Here is a 22,512-nt window from a genome sequence, read left to right as displayed (position 1 = left end):
TGCGTCGTCGGATACATTGGTGAAATATCAAGTTTATTAACCTGACATTACCAAGGAGTAATGTTTGATGCTCGGTCAACTCCACGATCTGGACCTGCAACTGTTGCGCCTGTTCGTCAGCGTGGTGGAATGCGGCGGATTCAGCGCGGCTCAGGGTGAACTGGGCTTGAGCCAGTCCAGCATCAGCCAGCAAATGGCCAAACTGGAAACCCGGCTCGGTTATCGCCTGTGCAGTCGTGGCAAGGGCGGATTCAAGATCACCCCCAAGGGCGAACAGTTGCTCTCGGCCACCAAGGCTTTGTTCGAATCCATCGAAGCGTTCCGCCATCAATCCAACGGCGTGGCCGGAAGATTGATCGGCGAAGTGCGCCTGGGCCTGTCCGAAGCCCTGGATCAATCGGTGCTGCAACGAGTGGCCGACGCTATCCGGCGTTTCCGTGAACGAGACGAATCGGTGCGCATCGAATTGATCAGTGCGATGCCCGGCGAAATGGAGCGCTTGTTGCTGCAACAGCGGCTGGACCTGGCCATCGGTTATTTCTCCCAGGTACAAAGCGCTTTCGATTACCGCGAGCTGTTCAGCGAAACCCAGCACCTGTATTGCGCCCCCGGTCATCCGCTGTTCAACAATGACGCGCCGGATGATCAGGCATTGCAGGCCTGCGACCGGGTCGATCATCCCTACCGCTTCCTGCGCAGCGACGAACCGTTCCAGGGAAAATTGTGTTCGGCGCGCTCGGAGCAGGTCGAAGGCACCCTCGCCTTCATCCTGTCCGGCAAGCATGTCGGGTATCTGCCCAGCCACTTCGCCCGAAGCTGGGAAGACAAAGGCTTGCTGCGGGTCGTCCGCCGTGAAGGCATGAGCTTCGATGTAGCGTTTCACCTGGCCCGCCATCGCGCCCTGGTCCCGGGGGATGCGCAGAAGGCGTTCGAAGAGGATTTACTCGCCGCGTTCGCCTGAAATCCAGCGAATGCCCCTGTGGGCGAGCTTGCTCGCGATGACGGCGTGTCTTACATCATTTACGTTGGTTGACTCACCGCTATCGCGAGCAGGCTCGCTCCCACAGGTTGTGCGGGGTTTTTGGGGCTTTGCTCGCCACAAAAGGGGCTTTCTGGCATCCTGCGCCTCCATTTTCTGACCCGGCCCGCCTTCTGGCTTGCACAACCCCATGACTGCTTCTGAAAAACCGCCTGCCCCGCGCCACAACGACCTGATCTATGGCCTTAACGACCGCCCGCATCTGACCGCCACCGTCTTCGCCGCCCTGCAACATGTGCTCGCCAGTTTCGTCGGCATCATCACCCCGACGCTGATCATGGGCAGCGCCCTGGGCCTGCAAAGCGAAATCCCTTACCTGATCAGCATGGCCCTGTTCGTCTCGGGCCTGGGCACCTTCGTTCAGGCGCGGCGTTTCGGGCCGGTAGGTTCCGGCCTGCTGTGCCTGCAAGGCACCAGTTTTTCGTTCATCAGCGTCATCCTCAGCGCCGGCTTCATGGTCAAGGCCCGAGGGGGCGGCACCGATGAAATTCTCTCGACGATTTTCGGCGTGTGCTTTTTCGCTGCGTTCATCGAAGTGGTGTTGAGCCAGTTCATCGGCAAACTGCGCATGCTGATCACCCCGGTGGTGACCGGCACGATCATCACGCTCATGGGGCTGTCGCTGATCAAGGTCGCCATGACCGACATCGCCGGCGGTTTCGGCGCCAGCGACCTGGGTGCAGCCAGCCACCTGGGCCTGGCCGCGCTGGTGCTCGGGACGATCGTGGTGCTGAACCGGGTTGATGTGCCGTTCCTGCGTCTTGGCGCCATTGTCATTGGCCTGACCCTGGGCTACGGGGTCGCCTGGCTGTTGGGGCACGTCGACTTCGCCAGCCTGCCCGCCGTGCCGCTGATGAGCGTGCCGGTGCCGTTCAAATACGGGTTTTCGTTCGATTGGGTGGCGTTCGTGCCGGTGGCGGTGATTTTCCTGGTGTCGCCACTGGAAGCGGCGGGTGATCTGACGGCCAACTCGATGATTTCCCGGCAGCCGGTCAAAGGCCCGGTGTATATCCGCCGCATCAAGTCCGGGCTGTTGGCCGACGGCCTCAACTCGGCCATGGCGGCGGTGTTCAACAGCATGCCGATGGTGACCTTCGCGCAGAACAACGGCGTGATTCAGCTCACCGGCGTGGCCAGCCGTTACGTGGCGTTTTTCATTGCCGGCCTGTTGGTGCTGCTGGGGTTGTTCCCGATGATCGGCGCGGTGCTGCAACTGATGCCCAAACCGGTGCTCGGCGGCGCCGAGCTGGTGATGTTCGGCACAGTGGCGGTGGCCGGGATCAAGATCCTTGCAGAAGCCGGACTGCATCGGCGCAACATGCTGATCGTGGCGATTTCCCTGGGCATGGGCCTGGGCGTGGCGGCAGTACCAGAAGTCCTGCGTGAACTGCCCCAGGCCCTGCACAACATTTTCGAGTCGCCCATCACCGTCGGCGCGCTGTGCGCTATCGTTCTGAATATCTTCCTGCCTGAAGAGTTCATTGAGCTGGAAGAGGACGAGTTCGACCCCGAGGCCTCGGTACTGCAAGTGATGCAGAATCCCGATGTCCCGCCCCGGGGTGAACCCCAAACGCCTGCGGGTGTCGCACAGGTGAACCGCTAGATCGCGCTCAAGGGCTGAGTCGCTGGTGGTTCAGCCCTTTTCTCCACGAGAGCACGTCAATGCGCAGTCTCCAAGCGGTCCTTCTTTCCCTCCTGATGCTCTGCCTGAGCGCCTGTAGCTCGTTCCCCAACAGCGATCCGCTGAACGTCAACGTCGTCGGCATCCAGCCGCTGCAAGGCCAGGATATGGAAGTTCGTTTCGCCGTGAAGATCCGCGTGCAGAACCCCAATGGCACCAACGTCAACTACAATGGCGTGGCACTGGACCTGGAAATCAACGGTCAACCTTTCGCCTCCGGGGTCAGCGATCAGTCCGGTTCAATTTCGCGCTATTCCGAGACCGTGCTGACCGTGCCGGTCAGCGTGTCGGCCTTCTCGGTGCTGCGGCAGACCATTGGGTTGAGCCAGGTGCAAACCCTGAACAATCTGCCCTACGTCCTGCGCGGCAAGTTGGCCGGTGGCCTGTTCGGCACCACGCGCTTCATGGACAGCGGCAAACTCAGCCTGCCAGGGCCGATGACCGGCAGCCGGTAAGCACGATTTCAAGGAGCGATAAAGAACATGGAAGCCACCCCCACGCTTTCCACAGAGCGCCTGATTCTGCGTCCGCTGGAACTGGCCGATGCCGAAGCCATCCAGCAACAATTCCCGCACTGGGAAGTGGTGCGCTACCTGAACGTCTTGGTGCCATGGCCCTATCCCGCCGATGGAGCGTTCATTTACTTGCGAAACATCGCCCTGCCGGCCATCGCCCGGGGCGAGGAATGGCATTGGTCGATCCGTTTGAAGTCGGCCCCCGGGCAATTGATCGGCAATATCAGCCTGATGAATGAACAGGACAACAACCGCGGATTCTGGCTTGGACCGCGATGGCAAGGTCAGGGACTAATGACGGAAGCGACTGAGGCGGTGACCCGGTACTGGTTTGAAACCCTGGGTCGTGACGTGTTGCGCGTGCCCAAAGCGGCGCCGAATAATGCTTCGCGCAAACTTTCCGAGCGTACCGGCATGCGCCTCATCCACACCGAGGTGGGCGATTTTGTGGGTGGACGATTTCCGAAAGACGTCTGGGAAATCACCCGCACCGAGTGGCTCGAGCAACGCTGACTCATCATTTCCTCGGCGAATGAACACCGACACTTGTAATGCCGCCACTCAAATGTAGGAGCGAGCTTGCTTGCGATAGCGTTGGAACAGTCAACAAACGTGTTGGATGCGCCTCCGTGATCGCGAGCAAGCTCGCTCCTGCAGAAGCTATGCGCTGAATTTCACGCCGGGTCTGGCCCGCTCATCCACCGTCAACTCGAACACATCCGGACGCGCATAGTGGCCCACCACGTCATAGTCGTAACGGGCGCGGATCAGGTCATCGGTGTCGATTTCGGCGGTGAGCAAACCTGGCCCGTCACGTAATGGGCCGGCCAGAATGTCGCCCATGGGTCCGACGATCACGCTGCCACCGGCAATCAGCGGTCGCTGCGCCGGCCAGTTGGCGATGTCGACGCCCAGGGCTTGCGGCGAATCCTGGACCTGACAGGCGCTGACCACAAAGCAGCGGCCCTCATGGGCAATATGGCGCATGCTGACCTGCCACATCTCCCGTTCGTCCACGGTCGGCGCGCACCATACTTCAATGCCTTTGGCGTACATCGCAGTGCGTAGCAACGGCATCATGTTTTCCCAGCACACCACCGCCCCAATCCGCCCGACCTGGCTATCGATCACCGACAGGGTCGAACCATCGCCCTTGCCCCAGATCAGGCGTTCGGTGCCGGTGGGCATCAACTTGCGGTGCTTGGCGACCAGCCCCGCCTGCGGGTCGAAATATAGCGCGGTGCAGTACAAGGTGCTGCCGGCACGCTCGATCACACCGATGACCAGATTGGCGTTAGTGCGCGCCGACAACCCGGCCAGCGCGTCCGTTTCCACACCGGGTACATCAATGGCGTTGGCGAAATAGCGGGCGAAGGCTTCGCGGCCCTCGGGCAATCTGTAGCCCAATTGCGTGCCAAAGCCCTCACCTTTCGGATAACCGCCCAACAAGGCTTCGGGCATTACCACCAGCGCAGCGGCGGATTCGACGATTGCGTTTTCATACGACAGGATCTGTTCCAGGGTTTCGCCCTTGCCACCGGGCAAGGCGCCAATTTGCAGGGCGGCAACAATTGATTTGGGCATCGCGGTCACTCCATTCACATCAGGTGTTGCTGATTCTCCGGCCTCACGCAATCATGAATAAAGCCCCACTCACTGCTGAATGATATGAATCAAATGAATATCACCGACGTCGACCTCAACTTGCTCAAAGTCTTCGAAGCCCTGCATGAGGAGTCCAGCGCCAGTCGCGCCGCCCTGCGCCTGGGCGTCACGCAATCGGCAGTCAGTGCGGCGTTGCGCCGGCTGCGCGAGGTGTATGGCGATCCGCTTTTCGTGCGCACCGGTCGTGGCCTCGCGCCAACGCTCAAAGCCAATCAATTGAAACCGGTGGTCAGCGATGCGCTGAACAAATGCCGGCAGAGCCTGGCCATGGTCGACCCGACGGCCAACCATTACGACGGGCGCGCCGTGACGGTGGGCATGTCCGATGATTTCGAGATTGCCTACGGCCGACGATTGATCGAGGAAATTGCTCGCAGCGCACCGAAGTTGCGCCTGATCTTTCGCCAGACTCACAGCCAGATCGTCGCGCAGGCGTTGATGGACCGCAGTATCGATCTGGCGATTACCGCCGGCGGGTTTGCCGAACGCTTGCTCAGTCGTCAGGTGCTGGGGGAAGGAAGCTACCTGTGCCTGGTCGATCCACTCAGCCTGGTCGAGGGCCAGCAGCACATCAGTCTTGAGGAGTTCGTGGCCCGCGAACACATTCTGGTGTCGTCGGGTGGGTTCATCGGGATCACCGACGAAGGCCTGGCGGCGGTCGGTTTGAACCGACGGGTCTGTGCCTCGACCACGCATTTTGCGGCATTGCCGCATCTGCTCAAGGGCAGTCAGGCGGTGGCGACCATCCCGGCCCACGCTGCCCGAAGCATCGCGGCGCTCACAGGGCTGGCGCTGCTGCCCTGCCCTTTGGCGCTACCCCGCTACCCGATCGAACTGGGCTGGCGTACCAGCACTCAGCTCGATCCGGTGGTGTTGAAAGTGCGTGAAGCGATCGTCGCGAGTTTTGCCTAGGCGTTACTTATTGGCCGCCATCAGGCGATTGACTTCACTGCGCACCATGTTCGAGAACTCCGGCGGCGACATGCCATCCAGTTCGGCGCGGACCCACTCGGCCCATTTGCCTTTGCGTTTGGCGCGCTCGCCAAACAACCGTGCGGCTTCGCCCTTGGCTTTGCCCAGGTTGGTTTGCCAGAGTTCGAACAGACGTGATTTCTCATCTTCAAGCGCAGCGCGCTCGGCAAGGGGTTTGTCGGCCAGATTGAAGCTCATGGGAATTTCCTGCTGCGTAAAATAGGCGACATCTTACACTGTAGGATGAATCGTCCTGCGCCGGATTTTTGCAGGATCAAGTCCGTGGGAAAAGTCGCTGCAACTTTTTCAATCGCGGCGCACTCCATTGTTCACTGTCCACTTACCTGCAAGGAGTCCTTAAATGGCCCGGAAAACCGCCGCACAAGTCGCCGAAGATCAAATCAAGGATCAGGCATTCAGTGAGTTATCGGCGCTGATAGAAGAGTCGGAGAAGCTGCTGAAAAGCAGTGCCTCCCTGGTGGGAGAGGAAGCCGAGACGCTCCGCGGGCAGATTGCCCAGAAACTCCAGCTGGCCCGGGACTCGGTCACCAGTGTGCGTGATCGGGCCAAACCTGCGGTCGACGCCACCGAAACCTACATTGGTGGCCATCCATGGCAAACCGTTGCGGTTTCTGCCGGGTTCGGCCTGGTGGTCGGATTGCTGCTGGCCCGCCGCTGAATTCCGGTCACCCTTGAACGTGTAGGAGCGGCCTTGCTCGCGATGGCGGCGGCACATTCAACATCAATGTGCCTGATCGACCGCTATCGTCGAAACGCCGCCCGGCGCGAGCTCGCTCCTACATTGATCGGGGGTGTTATTCCAGGATCAAAGCCCCGCCAGTTTCCGCAGACTGGCCAGTGTCTGCTCATCCAGGGCAATACCCGCCGTTGCCGATTTCGCGCGTTGCTGATGACGCCGATCACCCGGCAAGCGCTTCAAACCCACCCCGTGCATCTGCCGCACCAACTCCTGGCTGCGCTCGGCGAAGCTCTGGCCCGCCGCCTTGGAAGGATCGATCACGATCAGCAATTGCCCGGTCCATGGGGTCTTGGCGCCGGGATGGTTGTTCCAGTCGAACTCGAAAGAAAAATTGCCTCCGGTCAGGGCCGCCGCCAACAACTCCACCATCATCGACAGCGCCGAGCCCTTGTGCCCGCCGAACGGCAGCAACGCGCCACCTTCGAGGATCGCCTTCGGGTCCTGGGTCGGCTGACCGAGGCTGTCCACACCCATGCCGGGTGGCAACCGCTCGCCCTTGCGCGCGGCAATCTGCACGTCACCATGGGCAATAGCACTGGTGGCCAGGTCGAAGACAATCGGATCACCGTCGGCCCGCGGCGCCGCAAAGGCGATCGGGTTGGTGCCAAACAACGGTCGGTCGGCGCCATGCGGGACGACGCAAGTCATGCTGTTGACCACGCTGAGCGCTACCAGCCCCTCATAAGCGAACGGCTCGACGTCCGGCCACAACGCGGCGAAATGGTGGGAATTGCGGATCGCCAGTACCGCGATGCCGGCACTGCGGGCTTTTTCCACCAGCAAGGCCCGTGCGGCGGCGAGGGCCGGTTGCGCGAAGCCGTTGTCGGCGTCGACCCGGACAAACCCCGAAGCCACATCCTCGACCACCGGTACGGCCTTGCCGTTTACCCAACCGCTCTGCAGCGTCGAGACGTATCCCGGCATCCGGAACACCCCATGACTGTGCGCGCCGTCGCGCTCGGCGCCCGCGCAGTTTTCAGCCAGCACCCGAGCGACCTCGGCCGAGGTGCCATGATGCTGGAATATCTTCTCAAGCAACGCTGTCAGCTCATCGAAGGACAGGTTTTGCGAGACAACAGTAGACACTTGATCGTGTGGCGCAGACATCTGAAGCTCCAGACTAATTTTTGGAGGGGGCAACAGCGTATATAGACCGCCGATTAACAACGCGGGGCGAGCGACCTGTCAACTTTTAGATGAGGCCGTGGCATCCATCACCCGATCACAATGGCCAGTGCCAGTAGCCGATCGTCCTCGGTGGGACTGTTGAGGCGCTGTTCAAGTTGTCTTTTCAGCGTGACAAGACTGTCGAACTTCTTGATGCCGTCGTAAGGGGTCTAAAGGATCAACCCGTTGTCATCCCGTTGCCCGGCACGTCCGCCCCACAGGCCTGAGTGACACGAACGTGCGCAGCGGCGAGGGGCTGCGCATCATTTTTCAGCGCGATGATGGAAACGGCCCGGCACCGTTTCAGTTTTTCCGGGCCTTGCCGAAAAACAAGCGTCCTTTGATGGGTAATTGCCATGACTGATGTTCTCGCCGACTGGCTCAAGGTTAGAATGCGGGAAATCAGGATGAGTCAATGACCGACAACGCTCTCTCGCCAGCCGAATACGATGCCATCACCGATGCGGCAGCGCACTGGTGCATGCGTTTGCACGCCGATGACTGTACCGCGCAGGAACGTCTGGCGTTCGAGCGGTGGCGGGATGCCCACCCGCTCCATGCGTTCGAGTACCAGGCGATGCTGGAAATCTGGGATGTCGCCGGGGATTTGCCCCGTCCCGAACCTGTCGTCGCACCGATGGTTCAAGCCAAACCCCGGACACCCTGGCGTACCTTCGGCATCGCCGCGGCGGTGTGTGCCCTGGCCCTCCCGCTGGCGGCCTACAGCGGTTGGAACCTCGGCTGGTTGCCGAATTCGTACCAGCACTTCGAGGCCACCGATTCTGTTCGTCAGGTCACCCTGCAGGATGGCAGTCAGGTCGAGCTGAACCTGGGCAGCGAGCTGACGTACAGCCACTACAAGGATCAGCGTCGGGTCACCTTGAAAACAGGCGAAGCTTTCTTCAGCGTCACCCATGACACCACCCACCCGTTCGTGGTCAAGGCCGGCGAAGGCAAGATCCGCGTTACCGGCACCCGATTCAATGTCTGGATGTACGAAGACCAGGTAAAAGTGAACCTGATCGAAGGTTCGGTGCTGGTCAGCAGCCACGATGACCCGTCCGGCGATGGTGTGCGACTCGGCCCTGCCATGCAGGCAAGCTATCAACAGGGTGATCGCGTCCCTCGCATCAGTCAGACTGACGACCACGACAATTCGTTGGCCTGGCGTAGCGGCAAACTGGTCCTCGATGACCTGGCGCTGAGCGATGCGCTGCCATTGATCAACCGCTACCTGAAAAAGCCGCTGATGATCGCGGATCACGGCACCGGTGCGATCCGTATCGGCGGGGTCTACAACATCAAGGAGCTCGACACCCTGGTGGCGACACTGCCCAAGGTGCTGCCGGTCTACCTGACCCGCAACAAGGACGGCAACCCGGTCCTCAACTCCATTGCGCAACAAACGCCGAAAAGCTAAAGGCCGCCCCCCTGCCGGGTGCGGCCCCCGGTTCTGCGTACTGACACGCACAGCGCATCCACTGCGCAACGAAACAAACGACGAAAATCCAGGCCAATGGCGGGTAATGCTGCGGGGCTCACGGGTTGCTGACGCAATGACGACGAAATTTCTACATTCTAGTCTTCATGATTTGCGTGGCTCATACGTCCAGTCAGGTACGAGCGCATACGTGTTTTTCCTGATGAGCCTCGCAACAGGAGTTTTGCCATGTACAACTCGCAACTGCCGACGGACGGTAGCCATGCGCCAATCAGCACCGCCATCGGGAGCGATACCTTTGAACCGCCTGCCGAACGCCACGGCAATGAGCGGATCAGGTTACTGCTCAAGAGCTTCGGCCTGCGAACCAGTCTGATTCGCCTGAAAGTCATCGACGCCTTGCTGAGGGCCGCCGAACAAGACCGCAGCCTGGGCGTGCGTGGCGTGCACACTCAATTGCTGGAACTGGATATTCCGCTGTCCTTCCTGAGTGTGCGCGAAGTACTCAAACGCCTGTGCAGTGAAGGCGTGATTGTCCTCAATCCGGACAAAAGCTACAGCCTGCACCCGAAGGCCGCCGCTGTCCTGCAACAGGCATGATCAAACCCTGGGCCTATTGCTCAGGGCTTGACCTTGCGGCGCATCACGCCATTGATGACCACCACAATCACCGCCACGCCAATGGCGATGTACTGAAACAGCTTTTCGCTGATGACCCCTGTGCTCTGCAAATACGAAAGGCCAAACATGATTCCCAGCACCATCAGGGAAATCAGAATCGAGTATTTCAAACGTTGCGACTGGGTCATTGCCATTTCCTGAATGTAAGCCTGAACCTGAAAAATGTATCCGCTTTGTATCCGAATGCATGCCAAGACCCTACTGTCTTTCGGGGATGAGTGGCCGCAAACGGGGTCTCATGTTACAGCCGATGAAGAGTTTTAGCTTTATCTCGGCGATAACCATGAGGATTTTCAAATGTTGCGTCGAATCACCCTGCTGATTCCCCTGCTGGCTCTATTGTCCCTGAGTGGCTGCATCGTGTTCCCCCACGGTGGCTGGCACGACCATGACCGTCACTACGATCACGGCGGACCGGGTTACTACCAGCGTCGATAACACCCGTCATTCATCAGACGGCGCGTCCTTCAGTCAGCGAACTGACAAACAGGTTTTCTTAGTGGAGTCTTGATCCGGAAAAATAATGGCCTGGCCCGTTCGATTGCCTGAGCGGGCCAGCACTGTTTGAATTCAGGCTGTCGTTCGACGTTCCTGCCAGGTCTAAGCGCCGGGTCGCCGCTCTCGACATCAGTTTCAGGCTCTGCATCCCCCTCTACGAGGTACCTGACAGTTTTGTAATGTCCGCCTCATCGGCATGTCAGATGGGATCTGCGAGGCTAGGGCTGAGCAACTCTGTATCAATTAGAAACAATCCTTGAATGCCCGAAAGGATATTTTGGTCAGAATGCCTTCCTTTGCCCGCAAGACGAGACCCATTTTCCATGCGAAACCCTCTGCGCCTGGCTGCCTTGAGCGCCCTGTTGATCTCCTCCCTGGCCCAGGCCGCCGACCTGATCCCTATCGAAGTCCATCGCGACGCCAATTGCGGTTGCTGCAAAAAATGGATCAGCCACCTGGAGGCCAACGGCTTCAAGGTCGAGGACCATGTCGAAAGCAACATGAGCGAATTCAAGCAACAGCACGGCGTGCCACCGCGTCTGGCGTCGTGCCATACCGGTTTGATAAACGGCAAATTCGTCGAAGGTCACGTACCGGCCGATCAGGTAGTGGCCCTGAGCAAGCGTGACGATCTCCTGGGTGTTGCCGCGCCCGGCATGCCCATGGGCTCGCCCGGCATGGAGATGGATGGCATGAGCGATGCGTATCAAGTTATCGGCCTGAAAAAGGACGGCACCGATGTGGTGGTAGCGGACTACCCGGCCCATTGATTTTCGGCGCTTACATGGGGCTGTTCCTGGCAGCCTTCGGTGCCGCGACGCTGCTGCCCTTGCAGTCCGAAGCGGTCCTGGTGGGGCTGCTGCTCAGCGACCGGTATTGGCTGTGGTCGCTGCTGGCAGTGGCGACCCTGGGCAATGTCCTCGGCTCCCTGCTGAACTGGTGGTTGGGCCGCGCCATCGAACGTTTTCGCGAGCGGCGCTGGTTTCCGGTCAGTCCTCGGCATCTGGAACGGGCCCGTCATCATTACCAGCGTTACGGTCATTGGTCGCTGCTGCTGAGCTGGTTGCCGGTGATCGGCGACCCGCTGACCCTGGTGGCCGGCGTCATGCGTGAGCCATTGGGGCGTTTCCTGCTGATCGTAACGCTCGCCAAGGGCGCCCGTTATGGGGTGCTGGCCCTGATCACCCTGGGCTGGATGGGTTGAACCCATCGCGACGGCGATTGCCTGATTAATGTCGCCCTAATCCAGCCGATCCAGCATCGGCGGATTTCCCATGGAGTTCCCCATGTCACCTACCCTCTCCCGCTGGTTGCCCGGTCTGCTGCTGAGCGCTGCGCTGCCGCTCAGCGCTTACGCCGAGGGACCGGCGTATGGTCCTGAGCTGCAAGGGTTCGACTACCCCTACACGGTCAAGCATTTCGAGTTTGAGTCCCAGGGCCAATCCCTGCAAATGGGCTACATGGATGTCGCCGCCCATGGCAAGGCCAATGGCCGCAGCGTCGTACTGATGCATGGCAAGAATTTCTGTGGTGCGACCTGGGACACCTCGATCAAAGCCCTGAGTGACGCCGGTTATCGGGTCATTGCCCCGGACCAGATCGGTTTCTGCACCTCCAGCAAACCCGAGCGCTATCAGTACAGCTTCCAGCAACTGGCGAGTAACACCCAGCAACTGCTCAAAGCCCTGGGTATCCAGAAGGCCAGCCTGCTCGGCCACTCCACCGGCGGCATGCTCGCCACCCGCTACGCGCTGCAATACCCCGAACAAGTCGAGCAACTGGCGCTGGTCAACCCCATCGGCCTGGAAGACTGGAAGGCCCTCGGCGTTCCCTGGCGCTCCGTTGACCAATGGTACGAGCGCGAACTCAAGCTCAGCGCCGACGGTATCCGCACCTATGAACGCAACACCTATTACGCCGGGCGCTGGAAGCCCGAGTTCGACCGCTGGGTGGACATGCTGGCCGGCCTGAACAAAGGCCCGGGCCATGCGCAAGTCGCGTGGAATTCGGCGCTGATCTACGACATGATCTTCAGCCAGCCGGTGTATTACGAGTTCCAGAACCTGAAGATGCCGACCCTGCTGCTGATCGGCACGTCCGACACCACCGCCATCGGCAGCGACATCGCGGCTCCCGAGGTCAAGGCAAAAATCGGCCACTACGACGTGCTCGGCAAGCAAGTGGCACAACGGATTGCGCAATCGACATTGATTGAGTTCCCGGGCCTGGGCCACGCACCGCAGATGGAAGAACCGGCAAAATTCCATCAGGCGCTGCTCGCCTGGCTAAACAAAACCAACCCCGTGCGTTGATGAGGTAAGGCAAATGGCGGTGCAAATTGCAGTAATTGACGATTGGCAGGACGTGGCCCGCAACGTGGTCGACTGGTCAGTGCTCGAAGGCATCGGCCCAGTGAGTTTCATTCATCAATACCCTGCGGACGACGCCACGATGGCGGCTCGCTTGAGTGAGTTTGACGTGATCTGCGTGATGCGCGAACGCACGCGCTTTGATGAGGCGCTGCTTCGCCAGTTACCCAAACTCAAGTTGCTGGTCACCGGTGGCATGCGCAATTTCGCCCTCGACCTCAAAGCCGCCGCCACCCTGGGCATCCAGGTGTGCGGTACCGACAGCTACAAGCACGCGGCCCCGGAACTGACCTGGGCGCTGATCATGGCCGCCACCCGCAACCTCGTGGCGGAAGCCAATGCCCTGCGTGCCGGTGTATGGCAGCAAGGGCTGGGCGGCGACCTGCACGGCAAGACCCTGGCGATTCTCGGCCTGGGCAGCATCGGCCAGCGTGTCGCGCAGTTCGGGCAGGTGTTTGGCATGCGCGTCATCGCCTGGAGTGAGAACCTCACCGCCGAACGGGCCGCGCAAGTGGGTGTGAGCCATGTCAGCAAACAGGAGCTGTTCGAACAGGCCGATGTGTTGTCGGTGCATCTGGTGCTCAGCGAGCGCTCCAGAGGCCTGGTGGACGCCGAGGCACTGGGCTGGATGAAACCCACGGCGCTGCTGGTCAATACGGCGCGGGGGCCGATTGTCGATGAGGCTGCCTTGATCAAGGCCTTGCAGAAACGTCAGCTGGCAGGCGCGGCGCTGGATGTGTTCGACATCGAGCCGTTGCCCCCTCTGCACCCCTTCAGGACCCTGGACAACGTCCTGGCCACACCCCATGTCGGGTATGTCAGCCAACAGAATTACCAGCTGTTCTTTTCACAGATGATCGAAGACATTCAGGCCTGGTCCGCCGGTACGCCCATTCGGTTGCTGGTCTGAGTACAAGCCCGCTGCCACAGGTTTTGTGCACACTGCGAATTTCTGTGGGAGCGAGCTTGCTCGCGAAAAGGCCAGATCAAACACCACGCCGCCAACTCATGCACCGCAATGGTGCACCCCAACTGTTTGCCTACGCACACCGATGTGACAGTTCTGCTTCTTTTTCAGCCGTTTTAACAAAAAAAACTGCACTTCGTCGCTGCGTTTGCCTCGCAATCCGGCACGTCCGTACCTCGTTAAACCGATTGTCGAACAATTTTGCCATCTGAGCTTCACCGCTCTAAGTTCTGGCCTAGACTCACGTTCGCGGGAAAAAACCGGTCGGTCACAAAGTGGAAAAAAAGTCGAAACTTTTGCCTTGGGTGATCGGTCGACTGAAAGGTAGGTGCGTTACGACTGGTGCAATCTTTGCAACGGCTCCTCCACCCATTCTGCTTCAGCGCATTTGGGCAGCACTTGCTCATCGATGTGTAGCGCTTTTGCGCCCGGCCACAGGAATTGGCCATGAAATGCCGTTTGCCAGACCTAAGAATTAGATCAACAACACGGGAGATGCATATGATCAGTGCGGCTTTAGATATTCAGGGAGAGCGTGCTCATCAACAGGTCGGTGAATCGAGCGCCGTGAGCGCCCACAGCGCCCAATCGATTAGTGTGCCCGTCACCAAGGTGCTGACACCGGTTGCCAGTCAGAACCCGAACAAGAAAAAAGTACTGTTTGTGACCTCCGAGATCGCCGATCTGGTGAAAACCGGGGGCCTGGGCGACGTTTCCGCGGCATTGCCCCGCGCGATGTCGCATCTGCACGACGTGCGCGTGCTGATTCCCGGTTACCCGCAGGTGCTGCACAGCGAGAACCCGATTCATATCATCGGTGAGCTTGGTGGCCATGCCGCCCTGCCACCCTGCAAGATCGGGCGCATGGACATGCCCGACGGCCTGGTCATTTACGTGTTGATCTGCCCCGAGCTGTACGAACGCGAAGGTTCGCCTTATGGCGCCAACAACGGTCGCGACTGGCCGGACAACCACATTCGCTTCGCCCGCCTGGGCCTGGCGGCCGCCGATATCGCCGCCAACCTGGCACAAATTCACTGGTGCCCGGACCTGGTGCATGCCCACGACTGGCCGGCCGGCCTGGCGCCCGCCTATATGCACTGGCGCGGGCAACGCACGCCAACCCTGTTCACCATCCACAACCTGGCGTATCAGGGCGTAACCAGCCTCGGCTCCTGCCCGGAACTGGGCATTCCCCACCACGCGCTGCAACAGGAAGGCATGGAGTTCTACGGCAAGATGTCGTTCCTCAAGGCCGGCATGGCCTATTCGAGCCACATCACCACCGTCAGCGCGACCTACGCCCAGGAAATCACCACGCCAGCCTTCGGCTGCGGTCTCGACGGCTTCCTCGCCGCCAAGACCCAGCAAGGCCTGCTCAGCGGCATTCCCAACGGCATCGATGAAAGCTGGGATGCGGCCACCGACACCCACCTGTTCCGCCCTTTCAGCATTGGCGATTGGGAAGGCAAAGCGGTCAACGCCGCCCACGTACGCGAACTGTTTGGCCTGGAAGACTCCGAAGGCCCGCTGTTCGCCGTGGTCTCGCGACTGGTCTACCAGAAAGGCCTGGACCTGACCGAAGCGGTCTCCGAATACATTGTCAAATCCGGTGGCCAGATTGCGATCATCGGCCGGGGCGAACCGGAAGAAGAACAAGCCATGCGCGAACTGGCGTTGCGCTTCCCCGGGCAAATCGGCGTACGCATCGGCTTCAACGAGACCGACGCCCGACGCATGTTCGCCGGCAGCGACTTCCTGTTGATGCCTTCGCGTTACGAGCCTTGCGGCTTGAGCCAGATGTACGCCCAGCGTTTCGGTTCGTTGCCGGTGGCGCGCAACACCGGCGGTCTGGCCGACACCATTGAAAACGGTGTGACCGGTTTCCTGTTCGATGAATCGACGGTGGAGAGTTATCAGCAAGCCCTGAGCCGTGCCTTCAAGGTGTTCGCATTCCCCGATCTGCTGCATGCCATGCGTTGCCGGGCCATGGCGGCACCGTTCAACTGGTGCAAGGCCGTCGAACCCTACGCCGAACTCTACGAACAACTGGTGGCCAAGGCGCTGGGGAAATCGCACAGACAATAAAGAGGGTTTGAAATGCCGTTACGGACCCTGAAGACCTGGCCCCACGGCGCAATCATGCTGGACGCGGAGCACACGCAATTTGCGTTGTGGGCGCCAGATGCGTTCTACGTCAGTGTCGAACTGGAAAATGGACAATCCTTGCCGTTGTTGCCGCAGGACGACGGCTGGTTCGTAGTCAAAACCCGTTGCCCGGCGGGCACGCGTTATCGATACAGCATCGATGGCGAAATGGAGGTGCCCGACCCGGCCTCCCGCGCCCAGGCCGGCGATATCGACCAACACAGCGTGGTGGTCGATCCGCATGCCTATCGATGGCGACACAGCACCTGGCGTGGTCGCCCCTGGCACGAGGCGGTGATTTATGAAGTGCACGTGGGGGTGCTTGGCGGTTTCGCAGCGGTCGAGCAACAACTGGCGCGCCTGGTGGAATTGGGCATCACCGCCATCGAACTGATGCCCCTGGGGCAATTCCCCGGTGAGCGTAACTGGGGCTACGACGGGGTGCTGCCCTATGCTCCCCAGGCCTCCTATGGTTCGCCCGACCAACTCAAACACCTGATCGACACCGCCCACGGTCATGGTCTGGCGGTGATTCTCGATGTGGTCTACAACCACTTCGGCCCCGACGGCAATTACCTGCATCGCTATGCCAGCGGCTTCTTCCGCGAAGACGTGCACACCCCCTGGGGCGCGGCCATCGACTTCCGTCGGCGCGAAGTGCGGGATTTTTTCATCGAGAATGCCCTGATGTGGGTGCTGGAGTACCGTTTCGACGGCTTGCGCCTGGACGCGGTACACGCCATCGACGACCCGGATTTTCTCCAGGAGCTGGCCCAGCGGGTGCGCCGGCAGAGCGATCCGTCACGCCATGTCTGGCTGATGGTGGAAAACGAGCACAACCAGGCCCGCCTGCTGGAACAGGGTTACGACGCGCAGTGGAACGACGACGGCCACAACGCCTTGCATGTATTGCTGACCGGTGAAACCGACGCCTATTACACCGACTATGCACAAAACCCTACCGGGCAACTGGCGCGCTGCCTGAGCCAGGGCTTTGTCTTCCAGGGACACATCGACCGTCGCGGCAAACCCCGCGGCGAGCCCAGCGGGCACCTTCCGCCCAGCGCGTTCGTGCTGTTTTTGCAGAATCATGACCAGATCGGCAACCGCGCCTTCGGCGAGCGCCTGCATCAATTGGCCCCTCCTCAGGCACTGCAGGCCGCCACCGTCCTGTTGCTGCTGTCGCCGATGATTCCGTTGATGTTCATGGGCGACGAGTTCGCCGCCGAACAACCCTTTCTGTTTTTCACCAGCCACCACGGCGAACTGGCGAAATTGGTGCGTGAGGGACGGCGTAACGAGTTTGCAGCCTTCGCCGCGTTTACTGATCCGCATAAACGCGAGCGGATTCCCGACCCTAACGCGCCACAGACCTTCGAGTCATCCCGCCCGGTGCTGACAGCCAATGGATCGTCGCCCATGCACGAGCTGTATCGCCGCCTGCTGCATATCCGCCACCGGCAGATCATCCCGTACCTGCCCGGCACCCAGGCACTGGGAGCCGAGGTCTTGGCAGTCGGTGCGGTGAGTGCGTCATGGCGACTGGGCGATGGCCGTCTGTTGCGCATTGATCTGAACCTTAGTGCTACGCCGGTACTCCACACAGCGTCGGCCAGCAGCTCTTTGTTGTTCGAACATCCGCCACATTCGGCCGAGCGCCTGGACAAAGGCACTCTGGCGCCGTATTGCGCGCTTGTCAGCCTCACGGCCGCAACCCCTTTGCAACCCCTGATGGAGAGCGCCAATGAGTGATGCGCAACTGGAAATCCTGGCCAGCCGGGCTGGCCTCGCGGTCGACTGGATTGATGCCAATGGTCGCCCGCAAAAAGTTGCACCCTCGGTCTTGCGCAGCGTTCTGACCGGACTCGGCCACCCGGCCGGCAGCGCTCAGGAAATCGACGCCAGCCTGCAGCAATTGCAGCAGGTTCAAGAAACCCGGCAACTGCCGCCACTGATTACCGCCGACTTCGGTGTCGGTCTCGATCTGGCCCATCATTTCGAACCGCACGCGCCGTGCGAGATCCACCTCGAGGACGGTTCGCGGCTCACCCTCAAGCTGGACGCCGAGGCGATTCTGCCGGGGTTGATTCCAGTGGGTTACCAGCACGTCAGAATCGCTGGCCAGACCTTTACCCTGGCCGTGGCCCCCGAACGTTGCTTCAGCGTAGGCGATGCCGTGGACAGTCCGATCCCGCGCACCTGGGGCCTGAGCGTGCAGTTGTATGCCCTGCGACGCAAAGGTGACGGTGGCTTCGGCGATACCCAGGCCCTGGAAGACCTGGCCAGGGTCGCGGGCGAACGCGGCGCCGAGGCGCTGGCGATCAGTCCGCTGCATGCCATGTTTGCCAGCGATACCCGGCGCTACAGTCCTTACTCTCCGTCCAGCCGGTTGTTTCTCAACAGCCTGTATTGCGCGCCCGGGACGATCCTCGGTGAGCATGCGATGCGCGCCGCCATCGAGGCCACCGGCCTGAGCGTAGAGCTCAAGGATCTGGAAGAGCGCGCCTTGATCGACTGGCCCGCCGCCGCCGAAGCCAAGCACCGGCTGTTGCAAGCGTTGTACGAAGGCTTCGTACAGGGCGAACACCCGTTGCATGCCGACTTCAGCAGTTTTCGTCACGCCGGCGGCGAAGCCCTGGAAAATCACTGCCGGTTCGAAGCCATTCAAGAGGTTCGCGAAGCACGGGGCGAAAACCTCGACTGGCGTCAGTGGCCCGAGCAATGGCGCGACCCGCGCAGCGCCGCCCTGGCCGAGTTCGCCGAAGAAAACGCGGGCCGCATCGGTTTCTTCGCTTTCTGCCAGTGGCTGATCACCCGTTGCCTGGAGCGTGCGCAGGCAACCGCCCGCAGCAGCGGCATGCGCATTGGCCTGATCACCGACCTGGCCGTGGGCGCTGACGGTGGTGGCAGCCAGGCCTGGAGTCGCCAGGACGAATTGCTCGCCTCCCTCACCGTCGGCGCACCGCCGGACATTCTCAACCGCACCGGCCAGGGCTGGGGGATTTCCGCGTTTTCTCCCGAAGGCCTCATACGCAACGGCTTTCGCGCCTTCATCGAAATGCTCAGGGCCAACTTTGCCCACGCCGGCGGTCTGCGTATCGACCACGTCATGGGCCTGCAACGTTTATGGGTCATCCCCAACGGCGCGCCGCCCGCCGACGGTGCGTACCTGTATTACCCGGTGGACGACTTGCTGCGGCTGCTGACCCTGGAATCCCATCGCCACCAGGCCATCGTCCTTGGCGAAGACCTCGGCACGGTGCCCGAAGGTCTGCGGGAAAAACTCATCGCCCGTTCGATGCTGGGCATGCGAGTGTTGCTGTTCGAACAGGACAACACCCACTTCAAGCCGATCCTCGACTGGCCGGACAACGCACTGGCGACCACCAGCACCCATGATTTGCCAACCCTCAACGGTTGGTGGCATGGCCGCGACATCGACTGGAACGCGCGGCTCAACCTCATCGATGCCAACGCTGAAATCGAGTGGCGCCATCACCGCGAACGCGAACGTGAAGGCCTGCGAAGGGCCTTGAGCCAGGACCCGCAGAACTTTCGCGAAGAATCCCACGAGACCGATCAGGTGCTCGACGCCAGTGTGCGTTTCCTTGGTCATACCCGTGCGCCGCTGGTGTTGCTGCCACTGGAAGATGCACTGGGCATCGAACAGCAGGCCAACTTGCCCGGCACCATCGATACCCATCCCAACTGGTCACGACGCCTGCCGGGCTACAGCGAGGCCCTGCTGGACGACCCGGACGCCTCGCGACGCCTGGAATTGCTCGCCTGCGCGCGGCTTCAGGCGGCTGAGCGTGACCAATGAGCACGCTGCCAACGCAGCCGCTGCGGGCCACCCTGCGACTGCAGTTTCATAAGGGTTTTACCCTGGACGATGCGGTACCGCTGGTGCCGTACTTCGCCCGCCTCGGCATCAGCCATGTCTATGCCTCGCCGCTGCTGCGCGCCCGCGCCGGATCGATGCATGGCTACGACGTGGTGGACCCGACCACGGTCAACCCGGAGCTGGGCGGGGAAGCGGCGTTGCGCCGCCTGGTCAGCGCGTTGCGCGAACAAGGTATGGGGCTGATCCTCGATATCGTCTCCAATCACATGGCGGTCGGCGGGAGTGACAATCCCTGGTGGCTGGACTTGCTTGAGTGGGGTCGCCTGAGCCCTTATGGCGAGTTCTTCGATATCCAGTGGCACTCCGCCGACCCGTTGATGGAGGGGCAACTGCTGCTGCCGTTCCTCGGCAGCGACTATGGGGTCGCCCTGCAGGACGGCACCCTGCCCCTGCGCTTCGATGCGCAACACGGCGCGTTTTTTGTCGAGCATTACGAACACCACTTTCCGATTTGCCCGATGACCTACGGCGAGCTGCTCAAATCCGACATCGAGCCGCTGAAATCCCTGGCCGATCGATTCAGCACATTGAGCTACCAGACCGATGCCCACAGCCTGGCGATCCCCTTGCAGGGCGAGTTGCGTGAACTGGCCACCGACCCGGCCGTGTTCCAGGCCATCGAGCACAACCTGAAAGCCTACGATTCGCTCACCCGTGAAGGTTTCCAGTGCCTGCATAACCTGTTGGAACGCCAGAGCTATCGCCTCGCCAGTTGGCGCACGGCTGCGGATGACATCAACTGGCGGCGTTTTTTCGATATCAACGAACTCGGCGGCCTGCGGGTCGAACGCCCGGCGGTGTTCGAGGCGACCCATGCAAAGATTTTCCAGCTGGTGGCGCAAGGACTGGTCGATGGCCTGCGCATCGACCACATCGACGGCCTCGCCGACCCTCGGGGTTACTGCCGCAAGCTGCGGCGGCGGGTCGACAGCCTGGTCCCCGACCGGCACCTGCCGATCTACGTGGAGAAGATCCTCGGCGAAGGCGAAACCCTGCATCGCGACTGGTCGGTGGACGGCACCACCGGCTATGAATTCATGAACCAGGTATCGTTGCTGCAACACGATCCCCAAGGCGAGCAGGCCTTGGGCAGAATCTGGCAGCGGCACAGCGAACGTCCCGCCGATTTCCGTGCGGAAGCGCAACTGGCCCGGCAACAGATCCTCAATGGCTCCCTGGCCGGGGATTTCGAAAGTGTCGCCCAGGCGCTGCTGCAAGTGGCCCGGGAAGATCTGATGACCCGCGACCTGACCCTGGGCGCGATCCGCCGGGCACTGCAGGAACTGATCGTACATTTTCCGGTGTACCGCACCTACATCAGCCCCCTCGGGCGATCGGCCCAGGACGAGTTTTTTTTCCAGCAGGCCATGGACGGTGCCCGGCAAACCCTGGGCGAAGCGGACTGGCCGGTACTCGATTGCCTGGCCCGCTGGCTGGGCGGCGAGCCGTGGCGAAAATACCCGGCCGGACGCGCGCGCAAACGCCTCAAACATGCCTGCGTGCGGTTTCAGCAGTTGACCTCACCGGCCGCGGCGAAGGCCGTGGAAGACACCGCGTTCTATCGTTCGGCGGTGCTGCTGTCGCGCAACGACGTCGGCTTCAGCACCGAACGGTTCAGCGCGCCGGTCGAGGGTTTTCACGCGGCATGCGAACAGCGTCTCGCCGAGTTCCCGGACAATCTGCTGGCCACCGCGACCCACGATCACAAGCGCGGCGAAGACGCTCGCGCGCGCCTGGCGGTGTTGAGCGAACGCAGTCAGTGGTACGTCGAACAGATCGGCCTCTGGCGCGCCCTCGCCCGCCCGTTGCGTGACGATGATCAGCAGCCATCGGCGGGTGATGAATTGATTCTGTATCAAGCGATGCTCGGCAGTTGGCCGCTGGACCTGAACGCTGACGATCAGCCGGCGCTGCAGGCCTACGCCGAACGCCTCTGGCAGTGGCAACGCAAAGCCCTGCGTGAAGCCAAGCTGCAAAGCAGCTGGAGCGCGTCCAACGATGCCTGCGAACAAGCGGTTGAAACCTTCATCCAGCGCCTGCTGTTGAGCCCGCAGGGCAACTTTCTGCGCACGGCGCTTGGCAAGGCCGTGCACGCGATTGCCGTGCCCGGGGCACTCAACGGATTGGCGCAAACCTTGCTGCGCATGACCGTGCCGGGGGGCCCGGATCTCTATCAGGGCGCCGAGTTCTGGGACTTCAGCCTGGTCGATCCGGACAACCGCCGGCCAGTGGACTACGCCAGCCGCCAACAGGCCTTGCAGCAAGCCGTGAATCTGCCTGATCTACTGGCGAACTGGCGCGACGGGCGCATCAAGCAAACCTTGATTGCGCAGACCTTGAACGTACGCACCGAGCACGCCGAACTGTTTCGACGGGGGACTTACCAGGCCCTCGAAGTCGTCGGCAGCCAGGCCCATCGAGTGCTGGGATTTGTTCGTGAATGGGAGGGCAAACGCGCCATCGTCATCGTGCCAATCCGTTGCGCAGCGCTGCTGGAAAACAGTGCCGAACCGCAGGTGAACGCGCCGCTGTGGGGCGATACGCGAATCCATGTGCCGTTCGCGACTGCTGACGAGAATCTAAAGGGACTTTTTTCAAGCATCACAGTCACAAAAAACAGGGAGCTGATGATCAGCGCCGCGCTGGGGGACTTCCCGGTCAATCTCTTTATCCAAACTACCGACACTTGAGTTCAGTTCAGGAGC

22 protein-coding genes are annotated in these 22,512 nt (G+C 61.1%); 17 read left to right on the top strand and 5 right to left on the bottom strand.

The window, feature by feature from the left end:
* The first annotated feature begins 67 nt into the window (after positions 1-67).
* The 4 genes from ACX3YD_RS29400 (at position 68) to ACX3YD_RS29385 (ending at position 3,748) form a co-directional block, all read left to right on the top strand.
* Positions 68-961 (top strand): LysR family transcriptional regulator, encoded by an 894-nt coding sequence (locus ACX3YD_RS29400; protein ID WP_458961727.1) that lies wholly within the window; start codon positions 68-70, stop codon positions 959-961.
* A 208-nt stretch (positions 962-1,169) separates the two neighbouring features.
* Entirely contained in the window at positions 1,170-2,642 is a 1,473-nt protein-coding gene (locus ACX3YD_RS29395; protein WP_103406072.1) for a nucleobase:cation symporter-2 family protein, read from the top strand.
* Positions 2,643-2,701: 59 nt separating this feature from the next.
* Positions 2,702-3,175, top strand: a complete 474-nt coding sequence (locus ACX3YD_RS29390; RefSeq protein ID WP_458961726.1) for an LEA/WHy family protein — start codon at positions 2,702-2,704, stop codon at positions 3,173-3,175.
* A gap of 27 nt (positions 3,176-3,202) precedes the next feature.
* Positions 3,203-3,748, top strand: coding sequence for a GNAT family N-acetyltransferase (locus tag ACX3YD_RS29385; RefSeq protein WP_458961725.1), 546 nt, complete (start codon positions 3,203-3,205; stop codon positions 3,746-3,748).
* Between the two features lie 147 nt (positions 3,749-3,895).
* Here the strand turns inward: ACX3YD_RS29385 and ACX3YD_RS29380 are convergent, their stop codons facing one another.
* A complete protein-coding gene (locus tag ACX3YD_RS29380) occupies positions 3,896-4,819 on the bottom strand; it encodes a carbon-nitrogen hydrolase family protein (protein WP_458961724.1) in 924 nt (307 codons plus the stop codon).
* A gap of 84 nt (positions 4,820-4,903) precedes the next feature.
* Between ACX3YD_RS29380 and ACX3YD_RS29375 the strand changes: the two genes are divergently transcribed.
* Complete coding sequence (locus ACX3YD_RS29375) at positions 4,904-5,812, top strand: LysR family transcriptional regulator (protein WP_103406076.1); 909 nt, start codon at positions 4,904-4,906, stop codon at positions 5,810-5,812.
* A 3-nt stretch (positions 5,813-5,815) separates the two neighbouring features.
* On the opposite strand, the gene ACX3YD_RS29370 is transcribed toward ACX3YD_RS29375, so the two are convergent.
* The gene (locus tag ACX3YD_RS29370) at positions 5,816-6,070 is read right to left on the bottom strand and encodes a hypothetical protein (RefSeq protein ID WP_047528516.1); all 255 of its coding nucleotides are present in this window, start codon (positions 6,068-6,070) and stop codon (positions 5,816-5,818) included.
* 163 nt (positions 6,071-6,233) lie between these two features.
* Here ACX3YD_RS29370 and ACX3YD_RS29365 point away from each other — a divergent pair, with 163 nt between their 5' ends.
* Positions 6,234-6,551, top strand: coding sequence for an ElaB/YgaM/YqjD family protein (locus ACX3YD_RS29365; RefSeq protein WP_047528515.1), 318 nt, complete (start codon positions 6,234-6,236; stop codon positions 6,549-6,551).
* A 147-nt stretch (positions 6,552-6,698) separates the two neighbouring features.
* On the opposite strand, the gene ACX3YD_RS29360 is transcribed toward ACX3YD_RS29365, so the two are convergent.
* Both ACX3YD_RS29360 and ACX3YD_RS29355 read right to left on the bottom strand, forming a co-directional pair.
* Positions 6,699-7,739 (bottom strand): Ldh family oxidoreductase, encoded by a 1,041-nt coding sequence (locus ACX3YD_RS29360; RefSeq protein ID WP_458961723.1) that lies wholly within the window; start codon positions 7,737-7,739, stop codon positions 6,699-6,701.
* 238 nt (positions 7,740-7,977) lie between these two features.
* Complete coding sequence (locus ACX3YD_RS29355) at positions 7,978-8,157, bottom strand: hypothetical protein (protein ID WP_458961722.1); 180 nt, start codon at positions 8,155-8,157, stop codon at positions 7,978-7,980.
* A gap of 57 nt (positions 8,158-8,214) precedes the next feature.
* On the opposite strand from ACX3YD_RS29355, the gene ACX3YD_RS29350 reads away from it, so the two are divergent.
* Together ACX3YD_RS29350 and ACX3YD_RS29345 are read left to right on the top strand one after the other, a co-directional pair.
* The gene (locus tag ACX3YD_RS29350; protein WP_458961721.1) at positions 8,215-9,219 is read left to right on the top strand and encodes a FecR family protein; all 1,005 of its coding nucleotides are present in this window, start codon (positions 8,215-8,217) and stop codon (positions 9,217-9,219) included.
* Positions 9,220-9,468: 249 nt separating this feature from the next.
* Positions 9,469-9,840 carry a fe2+ zn2+ uptake regulation protein gene (locus ACX3YD_RS29345; RefSeq protein WP_458961720.1) on the top strand — a complete coding sequence of 124 codons (372 nt, stop codon included), beginning with the start codon at positions 9,469-9,471 and terminating at the stop codon, positions 9,838-9,840.
* 20 nt (positions 9,841-9,860) lie between these two features.
* Here the strand turns inward: ACX3YD_RS29345 and ACX3YD_RS29340 are convergent, their stop codons facing one another.
* Positions 9,861-10,049 carry a hypothetical protein gene (locus tag ACX3YD_RS29340; RefSeq protein ID WP_458961719.1) on the bottom strand — a complete coding sequence of 63 codons (189 nt, stop codon included), beginning with the start codon at positions 10,047-10,049 and terminating at the stop codon, positions 9,861-9,863.
* Positions 10,050-10,218: 169 nt separating this feature from the next.
* Here ACX3YD_RS29340 and ACX3YD_RS29335 point away from each other — a divergent pair, with 169 nt between their 5' ends.
* From ACX3YD_RS29335 to ACX3YD_RS29295, 9 genes are all read left to right on the top strand, one after another.
* A complete protein-coding gene (locus ACX3YD_RS29335) occupies positions 10,219-10,359 on the top strand; it encodes a hypothetical protein (protein WP_167361821.1) in 141 nt (46 codons plus the stop codon).
* Between the two features lie 383 nt (positions 10,360-10,742).
* Positions 10,743-11,189, top strand: coding sequence for a DUF411 domain-containing protein (locus ACX3YD_RS29330; RefSeq protein ID WP_103406081.1), 447 nt, complete (start codon positions 10,743-10,745; stop codon positions 11,187-11,189).
* The gene (locus ACX3YD_RS29325) at positions 11,189-11,623 is read left to right on the top strand and encodes a YqaA family protein (RefSeq protein ID WP_103406107.1); all 435 of its coding nucleotides are present in this window, start codon (positions 11,189-11,191) and stop codon (positions 11,621-11,623) included. Before ACX3YD_RS29330 ends, ACX3YD_RS29325 begins: the two co-directional genes overlap by 1 nt.
* Positions 11,624-11,705: 82 nt before the next feature.
* On the top strand, positions 11,706-12,731 hold the full coding sequence (locus tag ACX3YD_RS29320) for an alpha/beta fold hydrolase (protein ID WP_103406082.1): 1,026 nt from the start codon (positions 11,706-11,708) through the stop codon (positions 12,729-12,731).
* 13 nt (positions 12,732-12,744) lie between these two features.
* Complete coding sequence (locus tag ACX3YD_RS29315; RefSeq protein ID WP_458961718.1) at positions 12,745-13,698, top strand: D-2-hydroxyacid dehydrogenase family protein; 954 nt, start codon at positions 12,745-12,747, stop codon at positions 13,696-13,698.
* A gap of 558 nt (positions 13,699-14,256) precedes the next feature.
* Positions 14,257-15,843, top strand: a complete 1,587-nt coding sequence (gene glgA, locus ACX3YD_RS29310) for a glycogen synthase GlgA (protein WP_458961717.1) — start codon at positions 14,257-14,259, stop codon at positions 15,841-15,843.
* A gap of 12 nt (positions 15,844-15,855) precedes the next feature.
* Positions 15,856-17,655: a malto-oligosyltrehalose trehalohydrolase gene (gene treZ, locus ACX3YD_RS29305; protein WP_458961716.1), complete on the top strand. Its 1,800-nt coding sequence runs from the start codon at positions 15,856-15,858 to the stop codon at positions 17,653-17,655.
* Positions 17,648-19,726 (top strand): 4-alpha-glucanotransferase, encoded by a 2,079-nt coding sequence (malQ, locus tag ACX3YD_RS29300; RefSeq protein WP_103406086.1) that lies wholly within the window; start codon positions 17,648-17,650, stop codon positions 19,724-19,726. Before treZ ends, malQ begins: the two co-directional genes overlap by 8 nt.
* Positions 19,723-22,497: a malto-oligosyltrehalose synthase gene (locus ACX3YD_RS29295; protein WP_458961715.1), complete on the top strand. Its 2,775-nt coding sequence runs from the start codon at positions 19,723-19,725 to the stop codon at positions 22,495-22,497. The genes malQ and ACX3YD_RS29295 overlap by 4 nt, the downstream gene beginning before the upstream one ends.
* Positions 22,498-22,512: the final 15 nt, after the last annotated feature.

It is taken from the genome of Pseudomonas fluorescens group sp. PF-1 (genome assembly GCF_054481335.1).
The sequence above is the reverse complement of the archived record's forward strand: the minus strand, read 5'-3'. Positions and strand labels throughout refer to the sequence as shown.